This is a genomic window from Candidatus Saccharimonadales bacterium, from assembly GCA_035317825.1.
Classification (GTDB): Bacteria; Patescibacteriota; Saccharimonadia; order Saccharimonadales; family Saccharimonadaceae; genus DATHGB01.
The window spans coordinates 74,155-100,670 of sequence record DATHGB010000025.1 but is presented as its reverse complement, the minus strand read 5'-3'; the positions used below and the strand labels follow the sequence as shown (position 1 = coordinate 100,670).

General features: G+C 49.7%; 34 protein-coding genes. 16 read left to right on the top strand and 18 right to left on the bottom strand.

The genetic code is table 11. The features are described 5' to 3' along the window. A partial coding sequence (locus VK497_05350) for a tRNA-dihydrouridine synthase (protein HMI09790.1) occupies window positions 1-186 on the top strand: 186 nt, incomplete at its 5' end. Here VK497_05350 and VK497_05345 read toward each other — a convergent pair. The 11 genes from VK497_05345 to VK497_05295 all read right to left on the bottom strand — a co-directional run bounded on the left by VK497_05345 (window position 183) and on the right by VK497_05295 (window position 8,306). Then, window positions 183-1,100 (bottom strand): hypothetical protein, encoded by a 918-nt coding sequence (locus VK497_05345; GenBank protein HMI09789.1) that lies wholly within the window; start codon window positions 1,098-1,100, stop codon window positions 183-185. The genes VK497_05350 and VK497_05345 overlap by 4 nt on opposite strands. A gap of 21 nt (window positions 1,101-1,121) precedes the next feature. Continuing rightward, entirely contained in the window at window positions 1,122-1,544 is a 423-nt protein-coding gene (atpC, locus tag VK497_05340; protein ID HMI09788.1) for an ATP synthase F1 subunit epsilon, read from the bottom strand. A 120-nt stretch (window positions 1,545-1,664) separates the two neighbouring features. Further along, window positions 1,665-2,081 carry a hypothetical protein gene (locus tag VK497_05335; protein HMI09787.1) on the bottom strand — a complete coding sequence of 139 codons (417 nt, stop codon included), beginning with the start codon at window positions 2,079-2,081 and terminating at the stop codon, window positions 1,665-1,667. Between the two features lie 136 nt (window positions 2,082-2,217). After that, entirely contained in the window at window positions 2,218-3,600 is a 1,383-nt protein-coding gene (gene atpD, locus VK497_05330; protein HMI09786.1) for a F0F1 ATP synthase subunit beta, read from the bottom strand. Window positions 3,601-3,613: 13 nt separating this feature from the next. After that, a complete protein-coding gene (atpG, locus tag VK497_05325) occupies window positions 3,614-4,486 on the bottom strand; it encodes an ATP synthase F1 subunit gamma (protein ID HMI09785.1) in 873 nt (290 codons plus the stop codon). Window positions 4,487-4,493: 7 nt separating this feature from the next. Next, window positions 4,494-6,020: a F0F1 ATP synthase subunit alpha gene (gene atpA, locus VK497_05320; protein ID HMI09784.1), complete on the bottom strand. Its 1,527-nt coding sequence runs from the start codon at window positions 6,018-6,020 to the stop codon at window positions 4,494-4,496. Window positions 6,021-6,034: 14 nt separating this feature from the next. After that, window positions 6,035-6,424 (bottom strand): F0F1 ATP synthase subunit delta, encoded by a 390-nt coding sequence (locus VK497_05315; protein ID HMI09783.1) that lies wholly within the window; start codon window positions 6,422-6,424, stop codon window positions 6,035-6,037. A gap of 3 nt (window positions 6,425-6,427) precedes the next feature. Then, window positions 6,428-6,964, bottom strand: a complete 537-nt coding sequence (gene atpF / locus VK497_05310) for a F0F1 ATP synthase subunit B (GenBank protein ID HMI09782.1) — start codon at window positions 6,962-6,964, stop codon at window positions 6,428-6,430. Between the two features lie 19 nt (window positions 6,965-6,983). Beyond that, window positions 6,984-7,196 carry an ATP synthase F0 subunit C gene (locus VK497_05305; GenBank protein ID HMI09781.1) on the bottom strand — a complete coding sequence of 71 codons (213 nt, stop codon included), beginning with the start codon at window positions 7,194-7,196 and terminating at the stop codon, window positions 6,984-6,986. 37 nt (window positions 7,197-7,233) lie between these two features. Next, window positions 7,234-8,046 carry a F0F1 ATP synthase subunit A gene (locus VK497_05300; GenBank protein HMI09780.1) on the bottom strand — a complete coding sequence of 271 codons (813 nt, stop codon included), beginning with the start codon at window positions 8,044-8,046 and terminating at the stop codon, window positions 7,234-7,236. A gap of 5 nt (window positions 8,047-8,051) precedes the next feature. After that, the gene (locus VK497_05295; GenBank protein HMI09779.1) at window positions 8,052-8,306 is read right to left on the bottom strand and encodes an AtpZ/AtpI family protein; all 255 of its coding nucleotides are present in this window, start codon (window positions 8,304-8,306) and stop codon (window positions 8,052-8,054) included. A gap of 43 nt (window positions 8,307-8,349) precedes the next feature. On the opposite strand from VK497_05295, the gene VK497_05290 reads away from it, so the two are divergent. Further along, on the top strand, window positions 8,350-8,568 hold the full coding sequence (locus tag VK497_05290) for a hypothetical protein (protein HMI09778.1): 219 nt from the start codon (window positions 8,350-8,352) through the stop codon (window positions 8,566-8,568). On the opposite strand, the gene VK497_05285 is transcribed toward VK497_05290, so the two are convergent. Together VK497_05285 and VK497_05280 are read right to left on the bottom strand one after the other, a co-directional pair. Then, a complete protein-coding gene (locus VK497_05285; protein ID HMI09777.1) occupies window positions 8,543-10,168 on the bottom strand; it encodes a hypothetical protein in 1,626 nt (541 codons plus the stop codon). The genes VK497_05290 and VK497_05285 overlap by 26 nt on opposite strands. Before the next feature lie 73 nt (window positions 10,169-10,241). Continuing rightward, a complete protein-coding gene (locus VK497_05280; GenBank protein HMI09776.1) occupies window positions 10,242-11,879 on the bottom strand; it encodes a hypothetical protein in 1,638 nt (545 codons plus the stop codon). A 94-nt stretch (window positions 11,880-11,973) separates the two neighbouring features. Between VK497_05280 and VK497_05275 the strand changes: the two genes are divergently transcribed. Then, window positions 11,974-12,261 (top strand): glutaredoxin domain-containing protein, encoded by a 288-nt coding sequence (locus tag VK497_05275; protein ID HMI09775.1) that lies wholly within the window; start codon window positions 11,974-11,976, stop codon window positions 12,259-12,261. Here VK497_05275 and VK497_05270 read toward each other — a convergent pair. Continuing rightward, window positions 12,258-13,907 (bottom strand): ATP-binding cassette domain-containing protein, encoded by a 1,650-nt coding sequence (locus VK497_05270; protein HMI09774.1) that lies wholly within the window; start codon window positions 13,905-13,907, stop codon window positions 12,258-12,260. The two genes, VK497_05275 and VK497_05270, sit on opposite strands and share 4 nt — an antisense overlap. Window positions 13,908-14,272: 365 nt before the next feature. Here VK497_05270 and VK497_05265 point away from each other — a divergent pair, with 365 nt between their 5' ends. Then, window positions 14,273-14,623 (top strand): hypothetical protein, encoded by a 351-nt coding sequence (locus VK497_05265; protein ID HMI09773.1) that lies wholly within the window; start codon window positions 14,273-14,275, stop codon window positions 14,621-14,623. 75 nt (window positions 14,624-14,698) lie between these two features. On the opposite strand, the gene VK497_05260 is transcribed toward VK497_05265, so the two are convergent. Together VK497_05260 and VK497_05255 are read right to left on the bottom strand one after the other, a co-directional pair. After that, complete coding sequence (locus tag VK497_05260) at window positions 14,699-15,016, bottom strand: hypothetical protein (protein ID HMI09772.1); 318 nt, start codon at window positions 15,014-15,016, stop codon at window positions 14,699-14,701. 267 nt (window positions 15,017-15,283) lie between these two features. Then, the gene (locus VK497_05255) at window positions 15,284-15,712 is read right to left on the bottom strand and encodes a hypothetical protein (GenBank protein HMI09771.1); all 429 of its coding nucleotides are present in this window, start codon (window positions 15,710-15,712) and stop codon (window positions 15,284-15,286) included. A 138-nt stretch (window positions 15,713-15,850) separates the two neighbouring features. Here VK497_05255 and VK497_05250 point away from each other — a divergent pair, with 138 nt between their 5' ends. Then, the gene (locus VK497_05250) at window positions 15,851-16,705 is read left to right on the top strand and encodes an alpha/beta hydrolase (GenBank protein ID HMI09770.1); all 855 of its coding nucleotides are present in this window, start codon (window positions 15,851-15,853) and stop codon (window positions 16,703-16,705) included. Here VK497_05250 and VK497_05245 read toward each other — a convergent pair. After that, a complete protein-coding gene (locus VK497_05245) occupies window positions 16,702-17,925 on the bottom strand; it encodes a glycosyltransferase (GenBank protein ID HMI09769.1) in 1,224 nt (407 codons plus the stop codon). The two genes, VK497_05250 and VK497_05245, sit on opposite strands and share 4 nt — an antisense overlap. A gap of 93 nt (window positions 17,926-18,018) precedes the next feature. Here VK497_05245 and VK497_05240 point away from each other — a divergent pair, with 93 nt between their 5' ends. After that, window positions 18,019-19,098, top strand: coding sequence for a glycosyltransferase family 1 protein (locus tag VK497_05240; GenBank protein ID HMI09768.1), 1,080 nt, complete (start codon window positions 18,019-18,021; stop codon window positions 19,096-19,098). 2 nt (window positions 19,099-19,100) lie between these two features. Here the strand turns inward: VK497_05240 and pyrH are convergent, their stop codons facing one another. Further along, the gene (gene pyrH / locus VK497_05235; GenBank protein ID HMI09767.1) at window positions 19,101-19,799 is read right to left on the bottom strand and encodes a UMP kinase; all 699 of its coding nucleotides are present in this window, start codon (window positions 19,797-19,799) and stop codon (window positions 19,101-19,103) included. A 55-nt stretch (window positions 19,800-19,854) separates the two neighbouring features. On the opposite strand from pyrH, the gene smpB reads away from it, so the two are divergent. The 10 genes from smpB (at window position 19,855) to VK497_05185 (ending at window position 26,498) form a co-directional block, all read left to right on the top strand. Then, window positions 19,855-20,331, top strand: coding sequence for an SsrA-binding protein SmpB (gene smpB / locus VK497_05230; GenBank protein HMI09766.1), 477 nt, complete (start codon window positions 19,855-19,857; stop codon window positions 20,329-20,331). Window positions 20,332-20,529: 198 nt separating this feature from the next. Continuing rightward, window positions 20,530-20,904: a hypothetical protein gene (locus VK497_05225; protein ID HMI09765.1), complete on the top strand. Its 375-nt coding sequence runs from the start codon at window positions 20,530-20,532 to the stop codon at window positions 20,902-20,904. A 311-nt stretch (window positions 20,905-21,215) separates the two neighbouring features. After that, entirely contained in the window at window positions 21,216-21,680 is a 465-nt protein-coding gene (locus tag VK497_05220; protein HMI09764.1) for a hypothetical protein, read from the top strand. Between the two features lie 294 nt (window positions 21,681-21,974). Then, window positions 21,975-22,124 (top strand): hypothetical protein, encoded by a 150-nt coding sequence (locus tag VK497_05215; GenBank protein HMI09763.1) that lies wholly within the window; start codon window positions 21,975-21,977, stop codon window positions 22,122-22,124. Window positions 22,125-22,483: 359 nt separating this feature from the next. Next, window positions 22,484-23,284 (top strand): exodeoxyribonuclease III, encoded by an 801-nt coding sequence (locus VK497_05210; GenBank protein ID HMI09762.1) that lies wholly within the window; start codon window positions 22,484-22,486, stop codon window positions 23,282-23,284. After that, the gene (locus tag VK497_05205) at window positions 23,281-23,664 is read left to right on the top strand and encodes a MazG-like family protein (protein ID HMI09761.1); all 384 of its coding nucleotides are present in this window, start codon (window positions 23,281-23,283) and stop codon (window positions 23,662-23,664) included. The genes VK497_05210 and VK497_05205 overlap by 4 nt, the downstream gene beginning before the upstream one ends. 81 nt (window positions 23,665-23,745) lie before the next feature. Beyond that, complete coding sequence (locus VK497_05200) at window positions 23,746-24,153, top strand: hypothetical protein (GenBank protein ID HMI09760.1); 408 nt, start codon at window positions 23,746-23,748, stop codon at window positions 24,151-24,153. Window positions 24,154-24,227: 74 nt separating this feature from the next. Further along, on the top strand, window positions 24,228-24,950 hold the full coding sequence (locus VK497_05195) for a hypothetical protein (protein ID HMI09759.1): 723 nt from the start codon (window positions 24,228-24,230) through the stop codon (window positions 24,948-24,950). Window positions 24,951-25,006: 56 nt separating this feature from the next. After that, window positions 25,007-25,741 carry an HAD-IB family phosphatase gene (locus tag VK497_05190; GenBank protein ID HMI09758.1) on the top strand — a complete coding sequence of 245 codons (735 nt, stop codon included), beginning with the start codon at window positions 25,007-25,009 and terminating at the stop codon, window positions 25,739-25,741. Further along, a complete protein-coding gene (locus VK497_05185) occupies window positions 25,704-26,498 on the top strand; it encodes a hypothetical protein (protein HMI09757.1) in 795 nt (264 codons plus the stop codon). Before VK497_05190 ends, VK497_05185 begins: the two co-directional genes overlap by 38 nt. Window positions 26,499-26,516: the final 18 nt, after the last annotated feature.

Here is a 26,516-nt window from a genome sequence, read left to right as displayed (position 1 = left end):
CAACTTTTGAACACTCATTTAGATTTATTCGATAAATACTCAACCGAACTAGAACCACGCAAATTCGAACCACTCAAACGATTCTTTAAAATCTACATCCGAGATTTTCCTGGCGCGAGCGAACTGCGCGAACAACTAATGCACGTAAAAACAACCGGTGAAGTCCGCACGTTAATTAACGTTTAGTTTGCAGGCGCGCGAATAAGTAACCGCTGCGTGCCGTCAGTCAATGTCATAAGTGTCGCGATCGTAATCATAACGCGTGCCATGACAAAACGATTGCGTTCGACTTCCTGCGAAGGAAGCGGGAATAGACTTTTAGCAAGTTGCTTGGATCGCCATAAATCATAGCCAAATGCCTGCGCACCTCTATGCTCGTCCGAAAAACGATTCGATGAAAGCGTTGTTCCTGGAACAAAGTTAACGATAACCAGGCTTTCTTTGTGTTGGCCTTCTAGTACCGAAACGCTATTCGGTGCTTTCTTTTCAAGCAGATCCAAAATCTCGCCGCGACCCGCAAAATAACCGCGCGAACGGCTGCGAAGCACAAGCCCTGCGCCTAAAACACGCAGATAATTATCCCGGTCAAAGTCTTTATCAAGTAGGGCCTTTACGAGTCGTTTGTGATCCTCGACAAGCGCCGGATCAGTCATATTTGCAAGGATTGCGTCCATGCCGTCAATCGCGCCACAGCCAACCACTTCACCAACGCTGCTATCATCACGGTGTCCGCCGGGTGAAAGCCCCAAACGAAGATACGAATCAATCATCACTTCGGCATCGTTATAAAACGTGCCTCGGGTAAGGTCATCTTTATCGACACCTAGCCGATAAGCAAGAGCCGCTCCAGGCGCACCACCCGACACCTGCGCGCCAAGGTTCGTTTCGTCAAATTTAGGGTCGTGACGGCCGTCGATACAGCGCGTCTTTGCGCGCTGGTTAGTGGGCACATAGTACGAATCAAGCGTTTCAATCAGCGACATCTGATCAACGGGGTTATCGTTCGCTGATACGCTTCCAGCCCAACCATGATCGCTTAATTTGCCCAGATCCAAAATTTGCGTCGTTGATTTTTGCCCGAGTTCAATAACGTCATCCATATATAAAGTTCCTACTTAGGATTAGCGGTGATGTCGGCGACGGAGGTCGGCAACTTTTAGACGAACCGCGTGACGGTCAACAAGCTGGTGAGCTTTTTCAAGTTCAACCTGATCTTTGGCATTGTCGCGCATAGCAAGGGCACGATCAAGCGCTGCCTTGCTTTCGCTTTCGATAATGTCCTCACCATGATCAGCTTCATCAACAAGTACGCGAATACCTGTTTGGGAAATTTCAACGGCTCCGCCACTAATAGCGAAATAGTCTAATTTACTGTCAGGATCGGTTTTGTTATAGCGGACAACAATCGCGCCAGGAACGGCAATCGTCACGAGTGGTTCGTGTCCAGGAAATACGCCAATTTCACCGTCGGCAGTCGGGATCATTACTTCGTAGACGTCTCGGTCTACTTTGACGCCAAGAAGGGTAATAAGTTCAAGTTTCATATCTATTATAGTAACAAAAAAACTCGCCTATGGCGAGGGGTTGGGGTGATAGATAGTTCGAAATTTCGCCCGCAGGCGGGGAGGGCAATAACTGCGCCGCCATCCCCGCCGTCATGCTGATCATGGTGCCCTGTAGGTCTCACCCAGTGGCGTAATCACCAGCAGAATGGAGATGACCACGACAATCGGGATCACCCAAACAACCGTCATCCACTTCGCCTCGTCGGAGAAGTAGCAGACCGCCGTGATGAGCGACCCGATGAGGATCACGACACCGAGCCATATCGCGAACAGCGTCATGATGTTGGTGGCGGGAGTGGGATGGCCATCGACTAGAGGCTGGGCGTTGACGTGGAGCGCAAGCGCAACCATCAATACCACGAGGGTAGCCATGAGCCCGATGCCGAGGACACTCTTCCCGATGCGCTGGACAAAGCGTGCGAAGCGGCTGTCTCGCAACCGCTGCTTCCACTTTGCCTCCGGCTTCAGAAGGTCCACGTTCATGTTCTTGTGATTACCACCAGAAATGGTGATCACCTTCCTTTCGAACTATCTATCGAGGGCGAACACCGCGCTTATCGCAATGCTCATCCTATATTTTTATTATAGCATAATTTACAAAAAAATACAACCTCCTACGGTAGTGGGAGGTTGTATTTTAAATTGACTAAAACTAGTCTTTTTTGTCAGCAAGGCTACCACCGGCCATGTAGAACCAGCTTTCAGCCTTGTCATCATATTTACCTGCCAAAATGTCTTTGGCGTCACGAATCGTGTCTTCTAGCTTAATGTAGACACCTTTCGATCCGGTAAATTGCTCGGCAACGTGGAATGGCTGCGCAAAGAATCGCTGCAAGCGGCGGGCACGGCCGACAATCTGCTTTTGGTCGTCAGATAGTTCTTCCATACCAAGAATCGCGATGATATCCTGCAGTTCCTTGTATTGCTGAAGCACGCGCTGTACTTCACGGGCAACCGCGTAGTGTTCTTCACCAACGACTTCAGGGTCAAGGCTGTTTGAACTACTGTCCAAAACGTCAACGGCAGGGTAGATACCGATTTCCGTTAGCGCACGGTTCATCACGATCGTTGCGTCAAGGTGGGCAAAGGCCGTTGCAGGCGCTGGGTCGGTAAAGTCGTCCGCAGGCACGTAGACAGCCTGTACTGATGTAATCGAACCCTTTTTCGTACTCGTAATACGTTCTTGTAAAGCACCCATTTCCTGTTGAAGGTTAGGTTGGTAACCAACGGCAGATGGAAGACGGCCAAGAAGGGCGGATACTTCGGCACCAGCCTGGGTAAATCGGAAAATGTTGTCAACGAATAGCAGCACGTCTTTACCTTCATCACGGAAAGATTCGGCAATGGCAAGGGCAGACAGGGCAACACGAAGACGAGCTCCTGGTGGTTCGTTCATCTGGCCAAAGACAAGTGATGTCTTGCCAAGTACGCCAGCTTCTTCCATTTCGTGGTAGAGGTCGTTACCTTCACGGGTACGCTCACCAACGCCGGCAAATACCGAGTTACCGGAGTGGAATTTAGCGATGTTGTTAATAAGTTCCTGGATAAGAACGGTTTTACCAACGCCAGCACCAGCGAATAGTCCGGCTTTACCACCTTTAGTAAGTGGGGCAATCAGGTCAATGACCTTGATACCCGTTTCAAGGATTTCAGCTTTGTTCGCCTGCTCGGTTAATGCAGGTGGTTCGCGGTGAATTGAAGCGCGTTTGCCTTTTGGAGCAGGCTTGCCATCGATCGGGTCGCCCACGACGTTGAACATACGTCCTTGGGTATCAGCGCCTACTGGAACGCTAATCGGAGCGCCAGTCGCGGTAACAGCCGCGCCGCGTTTTAGCCCATCGGTGCTACTCATGGAAATAGCACGTACCGTGTGTTCATCAAGGTGCTGCGCGACTTCGAGGGTAATTTCTTTATCATTCATTCCAGCTACGAGCATCGCGTCGTAGATAGCCGGAAGTTTGTCGCCTTGGTCAAACTCAACGTCGATCACCACACCCACGACTTGGATGATGCGGCCTTTTACATCTTTACTCATTATCATTTCTCCTTTAATTGTTCAGCGCTTCCACGCCGCCTGATATTTCTGCTAATTCTTGGGTAATCGCGCCTTGACGTGCCTTGTTCATCGCGAGGGTAAGGTCGGAGATAAGGTCAGTCGCATTGTCAGTCGCGTTTTTCATGGCCAGCATACGCATGCTATATTCACTTGCCCGGGCATCGAGTAAGGCCTGGAACATTTGGGCAGTAACAAGCCGCTGCGTAATACTATCGAGCACGACTTCCGGGTTTGGTTCGTAGAGTACGTCGCGCCGTATGCCACCGGAGGTATCTGTCTTTTCATATCCAGCTGGCAGAACCCGCTGCACGACAACTTCCTGGCTTAGGCTGCTGTTAAACTGCGTATAGACGATGTCCACCGCGTCAACGATACCATCTTCAAACTGCGCACGGGCCGTTTCGATGATGGCGTGAAGTTCGCGCCCTTCGGCGTTATCAGGCAGGTATTCGTACACGCCAAGGATATCGGTGTCTTTTAGCCGCGATACGAACTGCACCGTGCGGCGTCCGACAGCGATAGTATGGTTACCGATACCCGCTTTGACATCCGCTTGACGTTCGCGAATGTAGCGCTTGAAAACGTTACTGTTATACGCTCCGGCAAGACCGCGGTCACCAGCAATAACGATAAACAAGCGGTTTTTAACCGGTCGTACAGCGTATAAAGGGTGGTCGTTGGTCTCCATCTGAGCCGATAGATTCGTTAAAATTTGGCGTGCAGCCAGCGTGTACGGAGCTGAGATCTTGGTTGCATCCTGCGCACGACGCATTTTGCTAGCGGCCACCAACTGCATCGCTTTTGTAATCTGCTTGGTCGATTTGACCGAGCGGATACGCGATTTTAGTGCTTGAGTGGAAGCCATGAGTTATTTATCCCTCAAATCCTTTAGCGGCAGACTTGGCGTTCTTTTCGATGAGCGCAAGCAGTTCATCGGTTGGTTTCGCACCCTTGTTGACCTCTTGCATGTCTTTTTTGTGATCACTCCATAGGCGGGTTAATAGGGCAGCCTGAGCATCCTTGATCTTTGCAACGGGGACATTAACGAATGCGCCGCTGTTGACCGCGTGAATGCTGGCAACCTGTTCCCAGATACTTGCTGGTTCGTATTGGTGCTGCTTTAGAAGTTCGGTTAAGCGTTGGCCGTTGTCGATCTGCTTTTTCGTTTCTTCGTCCAGGTCGCTACCAAACTGCGCGAAGCTCGCGAGCTCGCGGAACTGTGAAAGACCAAGCTTTAGGTGGCCACTGACAGATTTAACTGCTTTGGTTTGGGCGTCACCACCCACACGGGAAACGGATAGGCCTGCAGAGATTGCCGGACGAATACCTTGGTAGAAAAGGTCTGTTTCCATGAAAATCTGACCGTCGGTAATTGAAATGACGTTGGTTGGGATGTAGGCGGAAATGTCACCAGCCTGCGTTTCAATGATAGGAAGCGCGGTCAGTGAACCAGCACCAAGATCGTCAGATAGTTTAGCCGAGCGTTCAAGCAGGCGGGAGTGAAGGTAGAACACGTCACCTGGGAACGCCTCACGCCCTGGTGGACGGCGAAGAAGCAGTGACATCTGACGGTACGCGACAGCGTGCTTTGTCAGGTCGTCGTAGATCATCAGCGCGTGCTGTTTGTTATCGCGGAAGTATTCACCCATAGCCGTTGCGGCATACGGTGCAAGATACAGCATTGACGCAGGGTCACTAGGGCCAGTGGCGACAATAATAGTCTGGTCCATAACGCCTTCTTGTTTAAGGCGGTCGATCAGACGAGCGATCTTAGACAGTTTTTGACCAATGGCAACATAGACGTTGATAACGCCAGTCTTTTGCTTGCCCTGGTTGATCATCGTGTCGATCGCGATAGCTGTTTTACCAGTTTGGCGGTCGCCAATAATCAGCTCACGCTGACCACGGCCGATAGGGAACATGGCGTCAATTGCCATGATACCAGTCATAAGTGGTTCGTGAACGTGCTTACGTCCCATGACGCCGATAGCTTCACGTTCCACAAGGCCCATTTGCTTGGTCTTGATCGCTGGGCCGCCATCTAGTGGGTTACCGAGCGGGTCAACCACGCGTCCAAGTAGTTCTGGACCGACAGGTACTTGCAGTACCGTGCCTTTTAGGCGCACTTTAGCACCGGCAGAGACGTGTTGGTCGCTACCAAGAAGTACCGCACCGATTTCGTCTTCCATCAGGTTCAGGGCGAAAGCCTCAACCGTGCCGTTATCCGTCTCGATCGTTAATACTTCTGAAAAGCCTGCGTCACGCAGACCATGCACCCAGGCCACACCGTCACCAACCCGAACGACAACGCCGACTTTTTCAAGCCCTTCGGTCGTTTCCAGTTTCGCGATCGCGTCGCGGAGATCCTGGGCAAGTTCTGTTACTGATACTTCGCTCATATTATTCCTCTTCTTTATACTTTAGTCGCTTTTAGATTTGTCAGTTTGCGCCTGAGTGTCGCGTCAAGCTCTTGTCCAGGCAAATTCACTCGTACGCCGCCAAGGAGCGTTTCATCTATGGCCGTGCGAAAGTGAACTTGTTTGGCATCTGTCTTGTTCTTCACGAACGATTCAAGCTGTTTGGTAGTCTCGGCAGTCAGTTCGTAGGCGCTATCAATGTCAGCAATGACGATACCACGGATGGCAAGCGCATCCTCTATATCGCGGACGATGAGCGGAAGCTCGCGCATCCGGTTAGTATCAAGCAAGAATGCGGCAAGCCGGGCTGGCACGTCTTTTTTACCAGCTATAAGCTCATCCGCAAGATACGCGGAAAGTTTACGGCGCGACAAACGTAAAGCCATAAACTACTTGGCTTCCTTTACGGCATTCGCGATAATCGAATCATCTACTTTGGCACTGATCGTTTTACCGACAACTTTTTCAGTCGCGGCCGCGACGAGATCAATCGTTTCGTTATGAAGTGTTTTTTTAGCCGCAATCACGTCTTTTTGAATCTGGTCATGCGCCGAGGCGACAATCGCGTCAGCCCTGGATTTCGCTTTGGCATCAGCTGCTTCAAGTGCCGCATTTGCTTCTTCGCGGGCAGTAGATACGATTTCAGTCGCGTCTTTACGGGCCTGCTTCATAAGCTTCGTCACGTCAGCTTCAGCCTTGGCGGCTTTTTTCTCAGCTTCGCTCGCCGCTTTAGTACCTGCTTCGATCTCAGCCTGACGCGCATCGATAGTTTTCATCAAAACCGGATAGACGTACTTGCCCAAAAACCACACCAGGATCAAAAAGGCGACAATCTGAAAAATCAGAATCTTCCAGTCGATCCCAAGCGCGCTCAGTACATCTCCCGAACCGGCTTCAGACGCTCCAAATTGTGTTAATATATCCATCTATAATCCGTTTCTTTTCCTAGAGGAATTTCGCGATAATAGCGACCACGATACCAATAATAGCCAGTGAGTCGGCAAACACGATCGCGGTAATCATAAGCGTTCGGATGTCAGATAGTTTCTCTGGGTTGCGGCCAAAAGCGTTTAATGCGCCAGAACCGATAATACCAATACCAACCGCGGCACCAAGTGCAGGCAGGGCGTAGGTAAGTCCAAATGCTAATTCGTTCATATTTTATATCTCCTTTAAATTACTATACTAAAATTTATCATTCCAATTGCTTGGCCTTGTCGGCAAAATCAACAGAGGAATGTTCCGGGGAATGAGCGCCATGCGATTCGATCGCCAGCGAGGTAAAGATCAAGGTCAGGACAAAGAATACGTATGCCTGAATCAGTCCGATGAATAGCTCGAATGCCATAAAGAACGGCAACGTAACGGCCGCGAAATAGCTGGTCAGGATAGCCACGATCACAAGAAGGACTTCACCCGCAAAGGCGTTACCGAACAAACGCAGGGCAAGGGCAATACCGCGAGAAAACTCACCGATAAGCTCCAAAACTCCTTCGAACGCGCCAAGCGGATCTTTGAATGGGTTGCGAAGATAGCGCCCGCCGTTACCAAACACGCCCATATGTTTAATGGCGTACATCTGAACCGTAACCATCGTAATAAGGGCAAGTCCGAGCGTAAAGTTTAGATCGGCCGTAATACTACGCAAGACTGGGACGCCGTGCACCTTAATAGTGTCCAGTCCAGGCAGCACGCTCAACCAGTAGCCGATTAATACGAAAAAGAAAATAGTAAGAGCCAAAGGAGCAATCTTCCGGGCGAGTACCTTGTCGGCAATAACACTGTTGATTTGTCCGAGCATTCCTTCAAATCCCCATTGGACAAGCCCGATAAAACGGTTATAGCGTCCGGCTTTGACCATTCGGGCAACATACAAAAAGAGTGCCACGACAATGATAGTTGTCGCGAGGCCAGTCATCACGGCATTCGTCACGGCGAATCCGCCAATAGTAAACAATGACTCTGAAGCCATGCTGATATGAAGTTCGGTTGCTGCGAAATATTCCATCTTTGTTATTGTTTAACCTTATTAAATTGACGTTTAACGAGTAGGGCTGCCAAACCGACTCCTAGAATCAGTCCGATAATCATGATCCATGGTTTGGTATTAAGCCATTGATCTACGAAAAGACCAAGTACCAACAGACCGATAACCGGCACGAACATCCGCCAGGTCGTATCACCCATAGTCAGTAGCAATAAAATGACCGTCGAGGAAGTCTTCGGCGGCACCTGGTGCTCATCACGGTCGTTTGGTGATGTACTCATGTACTTGTATACTATAACAGCTGAGGAAGCGTTTGAAAAGTATATGCCCAGGCAAAATAACACTCCTAAACACCAACCGTTTCGTTTTGCGAGCAACTGCGAGCAAAAACGTCGTTTTGGGACCGAAAAAGAAGCCCAGGACGCCGCTGAATACCAAATGCTTTTAAAACCCAACCTTGAACTTTCCACGTATAAATGCGACCTATGCGGCGGCTGGCATCTGACCAGAAGCCAATCTAGAAATCAGTATAAACAGGCTTGAAGTTGGCCGTATAGACGGGAACGGCCTGAAGGTGGTTAAACGTCGTGTTATCACCGAGCTGCCCGTATGAATTGCGGCCCCAGCAGTAAGCCGCCTTCGTATTTGTCGTCGCGCAGGTATGGAAGTCGCTTGCGAAAATACCGGTAATTGTCTTACCGTTAAGATAATTTCCGGTGTAGACCGCGACCGGCAGCGTACGGTTTATCGTGAATCTGTCGCCAATCTGTCCCAGACCATCGTCACTGCGCCCCCAGCAATACGCCAAGCCGAGCGACACGGCACACGTATGGTAATCCCCGACAGAGAGTGCCGTGACCGGATTCGTGCCCATAGCACCTGCTACTGCGCCTCCGTGTTGCATGCGGGTGGCCAGATCACCATATCCCAGCTGTCCGTATGAATTATAGCCCCAACACCACACCCTGTTACTCGCGATAACACAGGTATGATACGACCCGGTCTGGATCTCCGTGACACCTCCAGCTACAACGCTTACCGGCACTGCGCTATTCACAAGCGTATTGTTTCCCAGCTCACCGCTGGTATTGCGCCCCCAGCACGCGGCCGTTCCGCCAGAGATCGCCGCACAGCTATGGTAATCGGTTGATGCTATATCAATAATATTCTTGTTAAGCATAGGATTGCCCGAAGATGTCGTATTGACGGCGGTTGGGACAAGTTTATTAGCTGTCGTGCCGTCGCCCACCTGCCCGTCAGGATTATAGCCCCAGCAATATGCCCGGCTGCTAGCAACGACACAGGTATTATTCGCGCCTACGGCAAGATGCGTGACCGTTTTACCAACCAGGATGCCTCCCACGGGGGTAGGTAACGAACTCGGACCAAAATTCGCATCAGCAAATGATGTTCCATTGCCTAGTTGGCCATGACCACCGTGCCCCCAGCACCATACTTTTTGTTGGGATAACACGCATGTATGAAGATTCCCCGTGCCGACATCCGTGATAGAACCAGGCATCAACCCGTTAACATACTTAATTCCCTGAGGGTAAAGACTACTGGCTGTTGTTCCATTGCCCAGCTGTCCCCAGGTATTAGCTCCCCAGCAAAATACCTGGCTGCTCGCTAGGGCGCAGGTGTGGGAGTCATTGCCAGAAAGTGCCGTAAATAGCGGAATGATCTGCACGATGCGCTTTGTTGTTTGCTCATATGTCCGCCATGTTTGGGTAGGCGCGGAAAGACGCCGGAGACTCACGCTTGCTTTAGCGGTGACGCTTGTACGGCCATTGACATCAGTGCTATACGCTCCTACTGTAAAACTTGTCTTGACTGCGGCCGTATCAAGCACGTATCCATTTTCAGCCACCGAACCAACACAACCACTGCCAGGTCTGAGAGGCGCCACATCCGTCCAGTTAGGAGTAGTATCCAGCTTTAGGCATTCAGTCGCGAGTTCCAAACCCGATTCGACCGCTTCACGCCCTAGCTGGTTATAGTACTGCGAATCGATCGCCGTCCGTATGCTTGCGGCCGCGCCAACCGCGGACAAGAGTACGGTTAACATCACGACCGATGCGATTAAGATCGTAGGCAACGCGAAACCATCTTTTTTAGTCGGACCGGTAGGCACAAGCTTCATACCTGTAACTGTAACACTATACCCAAAGAATTTAAATGCATTTTTCCGCTGTATTACCAAGACGCACCATAGTTTAAAAATCAGTATAAACAGGTTTGAAGTTGGCCGTATAGACGGGAACGGCTTGCCAGTGATTAGTGGTACTATTATCACCTAATTGGCCATAGGTATTTTTGCCCCAACAGTACGCTTTCTTCTCACTATCGACAGCACAGGTATGGAAGTCGCTGGCAGAAACACTCACGATGGTCTTTCCGTTTAAATAATTTCCGGTGTAGATCGCCACGGGTGCCAAACGGCTCGTCTGGCTGTTGTCGCCCAGCTGGCCAGGACCATCGTAATTTCTGCCCCAGCAATACGCCTTGCCTAGGGATACGGCGCACGTATGATAATCCCCGAGTGCCATGGCCGTTACCGGATTCGTGCCCATAGCACCTGCTACCGCGCCTCCGTGCTGGTCCCGGTTAACTTGGTCATTGTATCCAAGTTGGCCCTGACCATTCAGCCCCCAGCACCAGACTCTCAGTGCCGCATTTGAAACGCCTGCAAGGACACAGGTGTGATGAGCTCCCGTTCCAACCTCTTTTACGCCAGTCCCTAAAGCCTGTACGGGTAATAGGCGGTTCGTTTGCGTATTGTCGCCAAGCTGGCCATTGGCATTGCGCCCCCAGCAAAATACCAGTCTGTTATTCACGTCAGTATCTGATGAACCGACCGTTGAAACGCATGTATGGTAGTCAGTCGTCGAAATATTACCGATGTTCCTGGTGCCGAGGGGAGCAGCAGTTGAAACCCTGGTTGGCACCGACTTATTAACGGTTGTTCCGTCACCGAGCTGGCCGTCTGGATTCCATCCCCAACAATAGGCCCGGCTCGCGGCAACAGCACATGTCTGATATGCGCCGACAGATAAATCCGTCACCGTAAGTCCTGCTAAAAGACCTCCTACGGGCAGTGGCAAACTACGGGTAGTTGTCGTTCCGTCACCCAATTGCCCGTACGCGTTATATCCCCAGCAGTACACCTCGCCAGCAGCTAAGGCGCACGTATGGCTATTACCCGTTCCGACATCAGTGACAGAACCAGCCATGAGCCCATTCACGTACTTAATAGGGCTAGGGGCAAGGCTACTCGCTGTCGTTCCGTTGCCTAACTGTCCATAGGCATTCGATCCCCAACAGAACACCTGGCTGCTCGCAAGAGCGCAGGTATGGGAGTCATTGCCCGAAAGCGTTGCGAATTTCGGAACGATTTCCACGGTGCGTTTCGTTGTCTGCTCGTATGTCCTGAACGTTTCTGTCGGGGCAGACAAACGCCGGAGACTCACGTCTCCTTTAGCGCTGAACGTCGTACGTCCATTGGCATCAGTCGTGGAAGCTCCTATGGTAAAGCTTGTTTTAAGTTGAGCCGTGTCAATTACGTACCCGTTTTCCGCCGCGGAACCATTGCAACCGCTACCGGGCCGTAAGGGCGATGCATCCGTCCAATTAGGCGTCGCGTCAATCTTTAAACATTCCGTCGCCAGGGTAAGACCAGATTCGACCGCTTCACGCCCTAGCTGGTTATAGTACTGCGAATCGATCGCCGAACGGATACTGACACTTGCGCCAACGGCAGACAATAGTACAATCAACATGACGACCGATGCGATCAGCACCGTAGGAAGTGCGAAACCTTCTTTTTTCGTCGGGCCGATAAGCATAAACTTCATGATTATATTGTACCATTATGGTATCCGCGCCATAGCCAGATTTTTCATTTAGTGTATAATGTATAGTAATAGATAGCGTAAATAGGGGAGCGATATGACCGACTCAGCAACAACTAATGCAGCACGAATTACCATTTATAGCACGACGTGGTGCGCTTTTTGTAAAACCGAAAAACAATGGTTGGACAAACTAGGCATTCCCTACATCGAAAAGAATGTCGAAACCGATATGGATGCCCACAACGAACTTGTCGAAAAAAACGGAGGTCCGTACCAAGGCGTCCCGATCACCGACGTTGACGGCGACCTCGTGCTTGGATTTGACCGCCTAAAGATCGACAAGCTTATGAAAGAAAAGGGAATCGCGCCCGTAGCTGCCTAAACAGCACCGATCTGCACGGATTCACCACCCATAGCATCACGGAAGTATCCGTCATGGCTCACATACAGAACAGCGCCCGAGTACTTCGCGAGCGCTGTTTCTAACTCTTCAATACTCGGAAGGTCAAGGTGGTTAGTAGGCTCGTCAAGAATAAGTAGCTGCGGGTTGTTCGCAAGCATCGCGATCAATTGGAAACGCGCTTTTTGGCCACCGCTCAGTTTGGAAAGCGGAATCTTACCGTCGCCTTCGTTGAATAAATAATCACTAAGCAGCGCGCGGATTTTAGGCGTGCTAACCGAAAGGTCGCGGTCTAAATACATTTTTTCAATGGCTTGTTCGAGTGGAAGCGCAAAGTAATCTAATGATACTTCCTGTTCGTATACGCCAATTCTAATATGATTATCGAGCGTAATCTCACCTGCGAACGTCTTTATGTCATTTGTCTCGTTAAGTCCCAAAAGCGCTTTAATAAGCGTCGTCTTGCCCGCACCGTTTCGCCCGTGAATTTCAAGCGCTTCGCCTTCGCGAAGGTCGATATTAACACCAGAAAATAGTGGCGAATCACCGTATCCAAGTGACAGTCCTTTGGCGTTAACAAGCACGTGTTTACTGCGGCTCTCGTCGTCTTTAAGATTCATACGAATGTTTTTCGCCTTGAATTTGTCATACTGCGCCGCGACTTTGTAATTTAAGTTAGCCGCCGATTCTTTATCGATCCAGAATGTCGGCTTTTCTTTAGCCTGGAGTTCACCAAGTTCTTTACGGGATGTTTCCTCAAGCCGTTTGAACTTTTGGATCGTCCCTGGATTACGTGATTTTTCTTTGAGACGTTGGTAGTCAATAACTTTCGCTTTTAAGTTAACGATTCGTTTTTCAACCATTTCAAAATCGTTCATCTGCGTACCGGTACTGACAGCGTTCTGCTTTAGATAGGCATCGTAATTACCCTTGTAACTAACGTTGTCGCCATCTTTTAGTTCGATAATCCTATCGACTTCACGCAGGACATCACGGTCGTGAGTAATGACCAGCATCGCTTCGCGGGCGTCTTTCATCCAATCGATAAACTGGGCCTTTGCCCTGTAGTCCATATGGTTCGTCGGTTCGTCGACAAGCGCGAGATGCGCGTCGGAGTGCATTACTTTTACTACTTCGACAAGACGTTTTTGACCACCAGAAAGGGTAGAGAACTGCCGGTGGGCAACGTTGGGAAGCTGGAAATTATCGAGTTCACGTTCGATTTGTTCTTCGATCTGGTAAAAGCCTTTATCGTCAAAACGGCCAAGTGCCTGCGTGTACTCTTCGATCTTTTTCATGTCGTCACCCATAGTCTCAGGGTACGTTTCCATAATATGGCTAAGTTCAGAATATTCAGGCAAGCCAGACAATACGTACTGCAAAACAGTGACGTCTTTTAGATCATGGTGTTCCTGAGCGGTGGCCACGACAACTGTTCCACGCTTGTAAATCACTTCACCTGTAAAATCTTTATCAGCCCCTGTGAGGATACCGAAAAGGGTAGATTTGCCAACGCCGTTACGTCCGACAACGCCGACTTTCTCGCCGTCGTTAATACTAAACTTGATCCCACTCATTAAAAGTTTGGGACCGAAGCTTTTTTCAGTAATGGTAATATCAGCAATCATGCAACGTTCATTGTAGCACGAAAGGTGTTAAGGACGTACATAAGGAGCGGGTTAATGAAAATTATACATTCAAGAAATGGCACGGCACTATGTATGAAATTAGAACCACGTTGCTATTGAATTCGTAGAACTTTAGTATATAATAATGATCATAAATGACTATACACGATCAACTTACACCCTATGAGTTCTTATCACAAGGCTACTATGCATATTTTGCTCACCCTATTCGTTCAACTGTTTATTTAGTAACACTCATAGCTCTACTATCTTCTCTGTGTATCTTTTCGTTTGATGTTTCGGTATGGGTGCTTTTACTAGCAATTGCGGTTTTGTGCATATTTTACATAAGCTATGCGTATACGATGTTTATTTTATTCAAGAATTCGGAAGGAGCTGTTCCGATAGCATTCGAGATGAATGATAAAAAACTTGTAATAACATACGGTAGTGAAGATAGTAGAGTGTTATCGGGAACATCCTTCAAAAAAGGAAGTTCGATATGGATCCAAGGACATGGCCTATTTATAATTCGTAAGCCCATCATAGCGGGCATGTTACTGCCCAAGGGTGATGGTGAGAAAATCAAAGCCGCTCTTAAAAAATATGGCTGGATAACCAGCAGGCCTGCTTCATCGATTCTTTCTACTGTAGGGCTCGTGCTCTTTGTCGTATTTGCATGTATCTCAATACCATTTCTTGCACTCTATTCCTAGCACATAAATATACAAGAATGTGGCAGGTTAGAATCAACTAACAGATAGACTATCAAAATGGTCTATAAGCTCGAACTAAATTATATCTATAAACGAGATTTGGTACAGCACTATGTACGAAATTAGAACTAAATTGCTCAATACATCAAACACTAACCATTCAAGACCTTCCGCGAGCTCAAAATCAGAAACACCAATCTGAAGAATCTCATGTGCTCGTAATGCAGTGCGCAGGTAGCCAATTCGTTCAATCGCGTTCAAAAGCTCACCTAGTTTTGATTCATGATCAAATACAATTTCACGTCGGGCTTGATCGACTAGCTCAAAGTCCTTACCCTGATAGAACTGCGTGACATTCTGTTCGAATGCTGCCTGTTCTTGATCCTCATCCAAAGTTGTCTTGTCGCCATAGGAAATATCTGTAGTGATAGATTCAGCCCAATCGTGGCTGATTGTGCACGAGCATTTGAGCGGCTAACGTAAGTTAGAACCAAAATCGTAACGACCCACCAAGGGGCTCAAGCGCAGAATGGAATAGTACATTCGGCGGGCGGGTTAGGATCACATGGCGGTTGCTAGTGAAAACCCCGCTGGCTGCGAGACTCACTTACAAATGAGCATCGTGCCATGCGGGGTGGGGCAGCCGAGCTGCTGATTACCTTACTGCTGCCAGCAGCGCACTTCTTCCATGAAGGCGAGTGCGTCGCTTCGCACCTGCTTGTCATCGACCAAGGCCTTGATGTAGTCGTCCATGTCTCCTTGGAGAAGACCGAACGTCTCGGGTGACTTATCTTCGCAGAACAGACCGAAGGCCAGTTGAAGCATGTTGACAACTCCCGCGCCAGCCACCTGTCGGCCAGCAAGCAGGGACGTGATCTGGAAGAAGAGCCCTTCAACCATGTAGGGATCGTCCGTGACCCCCTTGAGGCGCTCCAGCATGTCTTCCCGGTCGGGAAGGGTCGTGAGCGCCAGAGGTTCCGGCGTCTTGGTTTCGTCGGGCGTTACGATCTCCTCGGACTCCGTGGTATCTTGCGGGCTCTTTCGGAAGATACCCTTGATCAAATTCGACAGCTGCGTCCTGATCGACATTGCGACTCCTTGCAGGTGATAGATTGTTAAGGCATTTGTTATATTATAATATTTATTAATAAAAGTCAATATGCCCATGTACGGTGTGGAGCTAGCCCCACCTAGACGCCTCCCTTATTTTTTGCCATACTGATACATATGAATTCTACACTTCGGCTTAAAGACGGCAGTACGACACATTACTGGGAATACAACAGCGAAAAACGGCCGACAATCATTATGGTGCACGGGTTTCGTGGAACGCACCACGGGCTCGAGCGCATCGTCCGCCAACTTGAAGATTTTCACGTTATCGTTCCAGACCTCCCAGGCTTTGGCGAAAGTGATCCTTTCACGAAAGACACGCATAACCTGGACCAGTACGTTGCGTTCGTAGGAGAGTTCATCAAACAGATGGATGGTGATGAAAAACCGATCCTGCTTGGTCATTCGTTCGGAAGCATTGTCGCAAGTCACTATGCCGTTAAAAAACCAAAAACGATTGAAAAACTTATCCTCATCAACCCAATCGGCGCGCCTGCGCTGAAAGGTTCGAAAGCCGCACTGACACACCTGGCTATTTTCTATTACTGGCTTGGCCGGACGCTTCCGGCAAACCTCAGCAATATCTGGCTTTCAAGCCAAGCATCAACGGATATCATGACGCTTATCATGACCAAAACCCAGGACAAAGACATGCGCTCATTTATTCGTGACCAGCACCGTCAGCATTTTAGTACGTTCTCAAACCCCACGGTTGTGTCTGAGGCTTTTAAAGCATCGGTTGGACATGACGTGCGCGAAGTCGCGACCCAAATCAAAGTACCGACACTTTTGATCGCAGGTGAAAAAGACGACGTGACACCGCTTGAAAAACAGCGCCAACTAGCAGGACTCATAAAGGGTAGCAAGCTCCACATTATTCATAATGTCGGCCATTTAATTCACTACGAAACATCAGACGAGGCAGCCACGGTCATCCAAGAGTGGGCCGCCGCACCCGTAAAACCTTAGCGGGGTTTACGCAGGCGAAGGGCAGCAGCCAAGCGGCTTTGCGGACGTCGGGGTGAGATAAAAACCTGGCTGTAGATAGCTTCGAAACGATCGAGGGTATGCTGCAAATCGTGAGTCGTAGCGATAGCAAGACTCTCGACGCCCATTTGCTGGCGGCGATTCTCATCGCTTAGAATTTTACTAATTTTATCGGCCATATCACTATCATTATCAACTTCACACAAATAGCCATTGTGGCCATCCTGGCATAATTCTTTTAGCGGACCAGCGTCAACCGAAACGACCGGCAGTCCGCTGGCCATTGCCTCGAGCATTGAAATACACTGCAATTCAGCCGGCGACGTCATACAGTAGACCGTTCCAAGCCGGTACAGCAATTCCTTATCTTCTTCGCTGACAAAACCCGTGAATGTTGTGTCACTCATAATACCTTTATCACGGGCAAGTTCTTGCAGACGGTCGCTGTCATTGCCATAACCGACAACTAAAAGATGGGCATCGTGCTTTTCCCGGACGCGGGTAAACGCTTTTACGAGTGTCGAGATATGTTTTTCGGCGTCTAGCCGGCCGACGTACATGACAATCGGACGATCTGTCGGCAGCTTAAATCTGTCATAAAGATCCTTAGATACGTCGCCAGGCTTAAAATGCCGAAGGTCAACGCCATTACTGACTGCTTCAATAGGCATCGGCATTTTTTCGGGCGTATCTCCAAACATCCCAATCGCGCTTTCGGTCGGCAAAGTCATATATGATACGTTGCGATAAATCAGCCGGGCATATTCTTTGAGCAGGCGGTTAATCGGGCGGGCCATCGGGAGCAAGAGCCGCATGTTTTCAATTAGGTTTTCACTCATCGCGTGGTTGGTTGCTACCAGAGGGATATTGTTTCGGCCGCCAACCTGGAGTGACGCCAGCCCAACCATGAGTGGCGACTGCACGTGAATAACGTCAGGCTGGAAATCTTTAATAATCTTACGGACCTCTAAATAGGGCGAGACCGAAATGCGTATATTGTTAATAGGCAAAAACGGCACCGAGACCGTTCGTTTTATTAAATAATTTCCGTCGTATTCCTCGTAACTTTTACCTGTTTGACTTGGTGCAATCACCAAAACTTCGTGTCCACGTGCGCTCAAACCTTTGGCCAAGTTGCGACTGAACGTCGCGACGCCATTGATTGTAGGCCAATGCAAATCGGCAGCAATCAGAATTTTCATATGCCCTAATTATACCATGGTGAAGTCGATGACCGACCGATCTACCAATTGTTAGATTCAACGGTCCTGCATCATGATATAATTTGCCTATATATGAAGTTATTTTTTGATGCACGTTTTATCCGCACCGATTTTCACGATAGCATGAGTCGTTGCAGCACTGAACTGGGAGCGGCACTCGCTAAAATTACCCCTGTAACTTTTATCATTTGCAACAAAGCGCAACTAAAATTACTTCCAAAAAATGCCGAGTACGTTATGATCCATGCGCCGACGTCTCCGCTTGAACCGCTCTCGTCATTCTGGCTCAACAAATACGATCCTGATGTAGTTTTTACCCCAATGCAGACCCTTGGGACAACCGGGCGCAAATTTAAAGTCATCCTTATGCTCCATGACCTCATCTATTACCACTACCGCACGCCGCCAAAATTCCTTAACCCGCTTATCCGTCTAGGCTGGCGTGCCTATCACATGACGTATATTCCTCAGCGCATGACACTTAACGGGGCGGACATGGTGGCGACCGTTAGTGAAACAAGCAAGAGAGAGATTGAAGAGGCACACCTGACAAAACGGCCGATGGTCATCATTCCAAACGCGCCGCGGATCTTAAAAGATTTTCTTAAAAAGCCCGTAGTAGTTGGTAAAGCGCCAAAAAACCTTGTCTATATGGGAACATTTATGGGCTACAAGAATGTTGAGGCGCTCATCGCCAGTATGGAGTACCTGCCGGGACGAACGCTCCATCTTTTGTCACGCATCACGCCGCAGCGACACGCCGAATTGCAAAGGCAAATACCTAAAGGCGCGAACGTTATTTTCCATAGCGGTGTCAGCGACGAAAAATACGCCGAACTACTTGCCAACGATGCCGTATTCGTGACCGCCAGCCGATACGAAGGTTTCTGTTTGCCACTCGCCGAAGCTTTAGCGCTAGGTGTTCCGGCAGTCGTCAGCAACCTCCCTGTTCTCCACGAAGTAGCAGGGGACGGCGCACTATTCTCACACCCTAACCGTCCTCAGGAATTTGCCGAACAGGTATTAAAGCTTGACGATCCTAAAGTGGTTAAAAAACTAGTCGAAAACGGCAAAAAGCAAATGGCCCAGTATGACTGGGCCAAATCCGCGACTATTCTATACGAAACAGCACAGCAACTCGCTAAAAAATAATCTTATTTAACCGTTGTACCGACAGGGTCGCCAGCAGCAGCTTTCGCAATGTTACCTTCCGTTAAAAGATCAAAGATAATGAGAGGCTGGTTATGGTCATACGCTAGTGCCATAGCAGCTTTGTCCATAACGCGAATTTCAGGCTGTTCGACCGCGTCTTGCAGGGTGATCGTGTCGTATTTTTTCGCTGATGGATTCTTAGCAGGGTCACTGTCGTATACGCCATCGACTTTGGTAGCTTTTAGAATCGCGTCGCATTCAAGTTCAAGCGCAAGGCTAACAGCAGCAGTGTCCGTCGTAAGGTAAGGACGTCCGATACCACCAGCCACGATAACCACGCGGCCTTTTTCAAGGTGGCTAAGTGCCCGGCGATGGGTGAACTGGTCAGCTACCTGGTCGGCTTTGATGTTCGTCAAAGCCCGCGCGCTGAGACCTTTACTCGTAAATACATCCGCAAGGGCAATCGCGTTCATCATGGTTCCCATCATGCCAATATTATCGGCGGTCACACGCTGAACACCGCCGCCCACTAGTTGCGCACCCCGAGCATAGTTACCGCCACCAATCATAACGACAACTTGAGAATCTTTTACCTTTTTGATTTCCTCTGCAATCCATGCAGCCGTTTCGGCGTCAAATCCGCCATCATATTTACCTTGAAGTTGTTCACCTGAGAGTTTGAGTAGAATGCGTTTATACATACCTCCAGTGTACACTATCAAACAAGCAGACCACATCTGTTACAATAAAGTAATTATGGCAGGTAAGAAAAAACCATCCGATCGAACAAAGGCCGTCGTTAACCGACGGGCGAGGTTTGATTATGAACTGGGCGAAGAAATCGTCGCCGGGCTTGTTCTAACTGGCCCCGAAGTTCGCGCCGCGCGGGATGGTCATATTCAGTTAAAGGGATCTTTCGTCAGCATTCGCAATAACGAGTTGTGGCTTAATAACGCCAGCTTTAGTCTTAAATTGAACCAAAAGGGAGTGGTGGGAGCGCGCACTATAGACACCGAACCGCGCAAACTTTTAGCCAGCCGGAAACAAATAGACCGTTTGATGATCAGCAAAAAAGAAGGCATGACAATCGTGCCGACCAAACTGCTGACAACCGGCAGGTTTATCAAAGTCGTCATCGCACTCGGTAAAGGTAAAAAGAACTACGACAAACGCGAAACGATCAAGCGCCGAGATGCCGATCGCGATGCGGCGCGAGCTATCAAACAACGGTAGTGAATATCCTTCTAGTTATTGACAAAAACTATAATAAATGCTAATATATATTTATGACCTTCAGTTAAACCCGAAGTGTCGTTTTTTAACAAGCCAAGAGTAAGTAAACTTGGGTTCCAAGATAGGTATTCTGAACGAATATCTACCTCGGAACCCGAGCTAGCAGAGCCAGGTTCACGTAGAAGAAACGAGAAAACCATGAACGACGCATCAAAGCCCTTCGGCGCCGGCGTGTCGAACGCGGACATCACGCGACCCGACAGGCCGGCCATCGAGGAACTCCTCGCGACGATCGGTTTCACCAAGTTCACCCCGGAGATGATGGCGAACATGTCTCCTGAGGTTCGGGCGCTGCTCGAGGAAGCCGCCTACAACGGCGACCACGCCGAAGCCGAGCGGATCGCGTTCGGCGCCGGCGTCAAGGCGGCGACCAAGAAGCTCAACGAGTTCGCGCTCACGGACGACCAGCTCAGCCGGTTCGCCCAGGGCGGAACCACGCTGGCAGACATCGGCCGGCCGGCCGACCTCGGCCTCAACCTGCCGGGCGGGGATGACCCCATCTACCGCACCTGACGCTTTGCTCAAGGCCGGGGAGTGCCTAGCGCTCCCTCGGCCTTGAGCCGCGGAATACTTACTCTTGGCGTATTCCCACTGTTTATATCTTCGGATGTAGATTGTGGTTATATACTCACCCCTTTAAACTTTATCCTAAACATTGACGCATATACCAATAGGTGTTAATGTCGAGAACAGACTTTCAGGCAAGACCTGTCTTCGAGAGTCGCTTTTTCACAAGTCAAGAGCATACATTTTGGACTCTGGAACAGATAGGTTCTTTACATAAAGTAAATATTTGTCCCGGAGTTCAGGATCATTCAGAGATCATGGACACGGACCAAGCACGGAAAGAGAGTATTGCCTTGAGCATCAAATCGTTACGCGCAAGCTCGCTCGTCCCCTCGTCCAAGAAGGGGAAGGCCGGCCTGATCGCCACAGTTCTCGCCATCATCGGCGCGTCGTGGGTGACGAAGAAGTTCAGCCCCGAAGCGCGGCGGGAGCGCAGCCGCCGCAAGCACGCGAAGGACGGCTACCGCTACTACACCCAGCCGACCAATCCCCCGGCAACATCCAGCACCGACGGCGCGAAGTCCGACGGCAACACGTCGACCAGCGACCGCTTCACCAACACCCCCGCGAACGGCATCCTGGCGGCCGGCGACGCCGAACAGCTCGACGGCGACAAGCGTCTCAGCAATGCCAAGGGCACGCTATCCGTCCCGGCGGCCGGCGATCCGACGCCGACTCCGAGGACCGAGGCCGGCAAGATCCCGCCTGGCCACGTAGCCTGATCCACTCAGCGCAGGGCTGGGGACATCGCGTCTCCGGCCCTGCCGAGGAATAGCATGCTCTTGACTTGGTATTCCCACAGTTCATATTTTCTAATATGTGTTGTGGCTATATTCACCGTACAGTTGTTCGCCAACACGGAAAATGTCATCATATAAAGTAGCTTAGGCGCTTTTTCAGTGTCGAGCGATATTTAACATGTCAAAAAGAGCGTTTGAGCCTCAAGATAGCTATTTTAACGAGCAGCTATCTTGAGGCCCAAGACGGTGGGTCCGAACCCTAACAAGGAGGTTTTCGTGAAGCTCATGCCTCAGAGCGCCCTGGGCAAGGTCGCCCTCGTCGTAGTGGTAGCCGTCCTCGGGATTGCCGCGATCGTTATCGTGCTGGCAGCCCTTGGGGCCATCGCGCGCGAACACGACAGGCCACGCCCCTTCGATGAGCCCTAAACCATCGACGCCGTCCGCTCTACTGACAACACCGACAAGCTAAGGAGCTCTGATGACTGAAGAGTAGATGGATCAATACGGTCCGTCTTACTTCAGGCAGCACCCAAGTCCTAACCAGAGAGGAACGCCCGTGCCCGAGCCTAAAAAGAAGCCGGCCGAGAAGAAACCCGAGAAGAAGACGCCGCCGCCAAGGCGACCTGCCACACGAGGGAAGACACCTAGGCATACTTGGTTGCTGTTTGCGCGGAAGATCCCAGCTCGCGCAAACAGCAACGCCTCGCCTTAGCTTGTCATACCAACTACTTCCTATATACCGTAGTATGTAAGAAGTGGCCGTATCGAACTGATATACTAAAAATATGAAATTATACTCATGGAACGTCAACGGAATTCGTGCCGTCGTGAACAAAGGCACGTTTCAAGAATTTATCGCAAAGCATCAACCAGATATTCTTTGCCTGCAAGAAACAAAAGCCGAACAGGGCCAAGCCGTCATCGACATGCCTGGCTACGAAGAATACTGGAACAGCGCCGGCAAAAAAGGGTATAGCGGCACAGCCATTTTTACCAAAACAACGCCCCTCAGTGTGACCAAGGGGTTTACTGACGATATCGCCAAAAAATATGGCCTGGCAGACAATAGTTACGGCGACCCTAACAAAGAGGGTAGGATTATTAGCGCTGAATTTGAAGATTTTTACGTCGTTACCGTCTACACGCCAAATTCCAAAGGGGACTTATCCCGACTTGACCTTCGCTACAAACAATGGGACCCGGCATTCCTAGAACACGTTCAAACGCTTGAAAAATCCAAGCCCGTTCTTTTTTGCGGCGATTTAAACGTTGCTCATGAAGAAATCGACCTTGCCAATCCAAAACCAAATATTGGCAAACACGGGTTCACTGATGAAGAGCGTGAGCGCTTCGGCGATTTCGTAAAAGCCGGCTACACCGATACATACCGCGCACAGCATCCAGATAAAGCCGACGCCTACACCTGGTGGACACACTGGGCGAACGCCCGTGCCCGAAATGTCGGATGGCGGATAGATTACTGGATGGCCAGTAAGGGCATCTCCGACAAAATCGTAAACGCCGAAATTCACCCTGACGTCTTGGGGTCTGATCACTGTCCGATTAGTATCGAGATAAAAGTATGACCGCAAAAAAACCCACGTTCGAGGATGCCACTCAAGCTGTTATCCAACACGCTCTCGAAAGACACTGGGAGGCTATCCCCGCAAGAGGAATCGCGATCTCTATGTCGCTTGAAGCGAATGAATTACTTGAACATTACCAATGGCAAGAAGAGCCAGTCGGTGACATGCATGAGCTATCGGACGAACTTGCCGATGTTTTGATTTACGCCATCCAGTTTGCCAAGCATTACGATATCGACATTAGTGAAGCAATCATGAAAAAGTTAGAAAAAAGCGCCATAAAATACCCGGTTGAAAAATTCACCTCGACAGATCCAAAAGAGCGCAGGAAAAATTGGCTGGAGATAAAAAAGAACCACAAAAAGGACACTATTTTATAGCGATGTAATTGACTTTTTATGTCTATAGTGATATAATATAAAAGTCATTTTGACACATCACTACAAGCGTAAGGACCTTTCATGGACAACTTCGACCCGCAGTACATGGATGAGATTACTAGGATCATCCACGGCGAGAGCGAGGGAAGCTACAACCAGCTAAAGGACATGTTCAGCAGAGATGTTGCACAGCAGGTCACCAAGGTGATCACGCGCTGGTGTCCCGACGACCGTCCGAACGGAATGTGGGTCTTCGTTGGCAATGCCAACATGGCGCTCGTCTTCACCCCCGACATGATGCTCGGGTACTCGGACACCGGTCCGGCCTACTGCGAGATGTTCCTCAAGAGTCTGGACATCCCGGCCGAACTAGTCGACGGCGTATCGGCGACCGCCACGCGCCACCGGCAGGACAGGCAGGTGGTCGCCACGTTCAGCCGAGCCGGCGCAGGCTGGGATACCGACACCGAATTCGGCGCCAAGAAGTAGTGAGAACCCGCCCGGAGTCCCTTTCACAAGGGGCTCACGGGCGGTTTTCATATAGTGTTGCTATACTGAAAATAATGTCTTTGGATTTAAATTTACAAAAATTAGCCGAAAACGAACAAACCTACCGGCCCGGCGAGGAAGCAATGCGCCAGCTAAAAGAAAAAGAGCTTGTCATGCTTGTTGCCCCGTCCGGTATGGGCAAGTCGACGCTCATGAACAAATTGGTTGAAAACGACAAAAGGTTTGCCCGCGTACGAAATGCAACGACGCGGCCAGAACGCCAAAATGACGAGCCTGGACTCTACGCGTATCTTCCTCATAACGAAGAGGGTATCCGGCAGCTCGCTGAACAAATGGAGAAGAAAGAGCTTATTCAGTATGCCATTTTTCCAGCGACAGGCTATATTTATTTTACATATCCCGAGAGCTATAAGGCGACCTACAATCTTCTTGATACGCAGGCGCATGTCGTCAAGCATCTGAGACGCCTGCCATTTCGCAGAACCCATGCAATAGGCCTCGTCACAGCTCCCGAAGCGTGGCAAAGCTGGCTACTGACACGCTACGACAATGATACCCCGGAGCTTCAAAAACGTCTCGGGGAAGCAATTTCCTCGCTCGAATGGCTTCTTGCCCAACCCGAAGAGGCAATTCACTGGGCCTACAACTACCCTGGTAATATACAAAAAAGCGCCGAAGAACTTACCGCGGTCATTACGCGACATGAAAAACCGCATAGGTCTTACCGTGAGTACGCCGAAAAACTCCTCTCTCTGGCAAAGCGGATGAAGAAATGACATAATAGCTTTATATATGCTAACTCACGATATTAAACAGGTTGGAGGATTTGAAAATGCCCGCTAAACGCAAATTCGCCGCATTCGATATTGACGGTACCTTATTCCGTTGGCAGTTATTTCATGAATTCGTATTCGCCCTAAAAGACGCTGGCCAGCTTGACGCTAAAACAGCCGGACTTATTGATGACCGCTTTTTAGCATGGACTAGCCGCAAAATATCTTTCGGCGAATACGAAGCGACCATCGTTGACGCGCTCAGCGCCTGCATATCGAACCTGTCTTTAGCGATGCTCGAGGAAGCATCATCCAAGGTCGTTAAAGCATCGGGCCACAAGGTATATAAATTTACCCGTGACTACATTAAACAGTTAAAAGATGACGGGTATTTTCTTTTAGCCATCACCGGATCACACCAGGAAATCGCGCAACCTTTTGCCGAACAATACGGCTTTGATGATTGTATAGGCGTGTTGTTCGAACGTAACGGAGATGTCTTTACGGGCAACTATGAACGCTATGTCTATGGGCGCAAGGGAGAGCTCATCACGGAATATGCCAAATCCCATAACTTAACGTTTAAAGACAGCGTTGCCGTTGGAGATTCGAAAGGTGACGCGTCAATGCTAGAAATCGTCGAAAAACCTTTGGCATTTAACCCCGCCCATGACTTCCTGGAAATTGCCATGGAAAAAGGCTGGAAAGTAGTTATCGAACGCAAAGACGTTGCGTACGAACTACAGAAAGGACAGGATGGAACATACCTACTGGCGCAAGCAGACCAGCTCTAGTCCGCTTTTCCCCGACATTGAATGGAGCAAGCCCGAACAAAAGTCCCGGGCTGGAAAATTAGGCATTATTGGTGGTAACAAACTAGGATTCGTAAGCGTGGCCGAAGCGTATGGCACGGCGCTTAACGCAGGGGTTGGCGAAGTTCGCGTCCTTCTTCCTGACGTGCTCAGAAAAACTATCCCACCAACCATAACGGATACGATATTTAGCGCCACCAACCCATCAGGCAGCCTTGCCCGCGCGGCAAGTACCGATATGCAAGTACTCGGCCATTGGGCTGATGCGGTCCTTATGATCGGCGATGCTGGGCGTAATAGCGAAACAGCTATTTTATACGAGGATTTCTTGCGTGAGTATACTGGACCGCTCACGTTAACCCGCGATGCCGTTGACCTCATTAAAAACAGTTCCGCGGCAATAGTCGAACGGCCCAACACGCTACTCGTCGTGTCGTTTGCACAGCTGCAAAAGCTATTCCAAAGCGTGTACTATCCAAAAATGCTTACGTTCAGCATGCAGTTAACGGGTGTGGTTGAGGCCGTACATAAATTTACGACGACCTATCCTGTTGCAATCATGGTACTTCATAAAGAGTACCTCATCGCTGCTCACGACGGGGAAGTAACAACGTCCGAATGGGAAAATCCGATGGCGATCTGGCGCGGACAAGTGGCGACAACGGCGGCCGCGTACTGGCTATGGAATCAAGCTAAGGTCCTAGAAGCAGCAACCGCCAGTTTGACACCTCATAAATAACAGAGGCGTCCATTTACT

Bases quoted from the DNA above. Each gene is read 5' to 3' on its own strand.
- VK497_05195 (HMI09759.1), top strand. From the start codon at position 24,228: ATGTCTTTGGATTTAAATTTACAAAAATTAGCCGAAAACGAACAAACC.
- VK497_05250 (HMI09770.1), top strand. From the start codon at position 15,851: ATGAATTCTACACTTCGGCTTAAAGACGGCAGTACGACACATTACTGG.
- VK497_05240 (HMI09768.1), top strand. From the start codon at position 18,019: ATGAAGTTATTTTTTGATGCACGTTTTATCCGCACCGATTTTCACGAT.
- pyrH (HMI09767.1), bottom strand. From the start codon at position 19,799: ATGTATAAACGCATTCTACTCAAACTCTCAGGTGAACAACTTCAAGGT.
- atpF (HMI09782.1), bottom strand. From the start codon at position 6,964: ATGGATATATTAACACAATTTGGAGCGTCTGAAGCCGGTTCGGGAGAT.
- atpA (HMI09784.1), bottom strand. From the start codon at position 6,020: ATGAGCGAAGTATCAGTAACAGAACTTGCCCAGGATCTCCGCGACGCG.
- VK497_05300 (HMI09780.1), bottom strand. From the start codon at position 8,046: ATGGAATATTTCGCAGCAACCGAACTTCATATCAGCATGGCTTCAGAG.
- VK497_05305 (HMI09781.1), bottom strand. From the start codon at position 7,196: ATGAACGAATTAGCATTTGGACTTACCTACGCCCTGCCTGCACTTGGT.
- atpC (HMI09788.1), bottom strand. From the start codon at position 1,544: ATGAAACTTGAACTTATTACCCTTCTTGGCGTCAAAGTAGACCGAGAC.
- VK497_05290 (HMI09778.1), top strand. From the start codon at position 8,350: ATGCCCAGGCAAAATAACACTCCTAAACACCAACCGTTTCGTTTTGCG.
- VK497_05190 (HMI09758.1), top strand. From the start codon at position 25,007: ATGCCCGCTAAACGCAAATTCGCCGCATTCGATATTGACGGTACCTTA.
- VK497_05315 (HMI09783.1), bottom strand. From the start codon at position 6,424: ATGGCTTTACGTTTGTCGCGCCGTAAACTTTCCGCGTATCTTGCGGAT.
- VK497_05345 (HMI09789.1), bottom strand. From the start codon at position 1,100: ATGGATGACGTTATTGAACTCGGGCAAAAATCAACGACGCAAATTTTG.
- VK497_05295 (HMI09779.1), bottom strand. From the start codon at position 8,306: ATGAGTACATCACCAAACGACCGTGATGAGCACCAGGTGCCGCCGAAG.
- atpD (HMI09786.1), bottom strand. From the start codon at position 3,600: ATGAGTAAAGATGTAAAAGGCCGCATCATCCAAGTCGTGGGTGTGGTG.
- atpG (HMI09785.1), bottom strand. From the start codon at position 4,486: ATGGCTTCCACTCAAGCACTAAAATCGCGTATCCGCTCGGTCAAATCG.
- smpB (HMI09766.1), top strand. From the start codon at position 19,855: ATGGCAGGTAAGAAAAAACCATCCGATCGAACAAAGGCCGTCGTTAAC.
- VK497_05200 (HMI09760.1), top strand. From the start codon at position 23,746: ATGGACAACTTCGACCCGCAGTACATGGATGAGATTACTAGGATCATC.
- VK497_05270 (HMI09774.1), bottom strand. From the start codon at position 13,907: ATGATTGCTGATATTACCATTACTGAAAAAAGCTTCGGTCCCAAACTT.
- VK497_05245 (HMI09769.1), bottom strand. From the start codon at position 17,925: ATGAAAATTCTGATTGCTGCCGATTTGCATTGGCCTACAATCAATGGC.
- VK497_05265 (HMI09773.1), top strand. From the start codon at position 14,273: ATGTTTATTTTATTCAAGAATTCGGAAGGAGCTGTTCCGATAGCATTC.
- VK497_05185 (HMI09757.1), top strand. From the start codon at position 25,704: ATGGAACATACCTACTGGCGCAAGCAGACCAGCTCTAGTCCGCTTTTC.
- VK497_05225 (HMI09765.1), top strand. From the start codon at position 20,530: ATGAACGACGCATCAAAGCCCTTCGGCGCCGGCGTGTCGAACGCGGAC.
- VK497_05275 (HMI09775.1), top strand. From the start codon at position 11,974: ATGACCGACTCAGCAACAACTAATGCAGCACGAATTACCATTTATAGC.
- VK497_05210 (HMI09762.1), top strand. From the start codon at position 22,484: ATGAAATTATACTCATGGAACGTCAACGGAATTCGTGCCGTCGTGAAC.
- VK497_05255 (HMI09771.1), bottom strand. From the start codon at position 15,712: ATGTCGATCAGGACGCAGCTGTCGAATTTGATCAAGGGTATCTTCCGA.
- VK497_05220 (HMI09764.1), top strand. From the start codon at position 21,216: ATGGACACGGACCAAGCACGGAAAGAGAGTATTGCCTTGAGCATCAAA.
- VK497_05205 (HMI09761.1), top strand. From the start codon at position 23,281: ATGACCGCAAAAAAACCCACGTTCGAGGATGCCACTCAAGCTGTTATC.
- VK497_05280 (HMI09776.1), bottom strand. From the start codon at position 11,879: ATGAAGTTTATGCTTATCGGCCCGACGAAAAAAGAAGGTTTCGCACTT.
- VK497_05285 (HMI09777.1), bottom strand. From the start codon at position 10,168: ATGAAGCTTGTGCCTACCGGTCCGACTAAAAAAGATGGTTTCGCGTTG.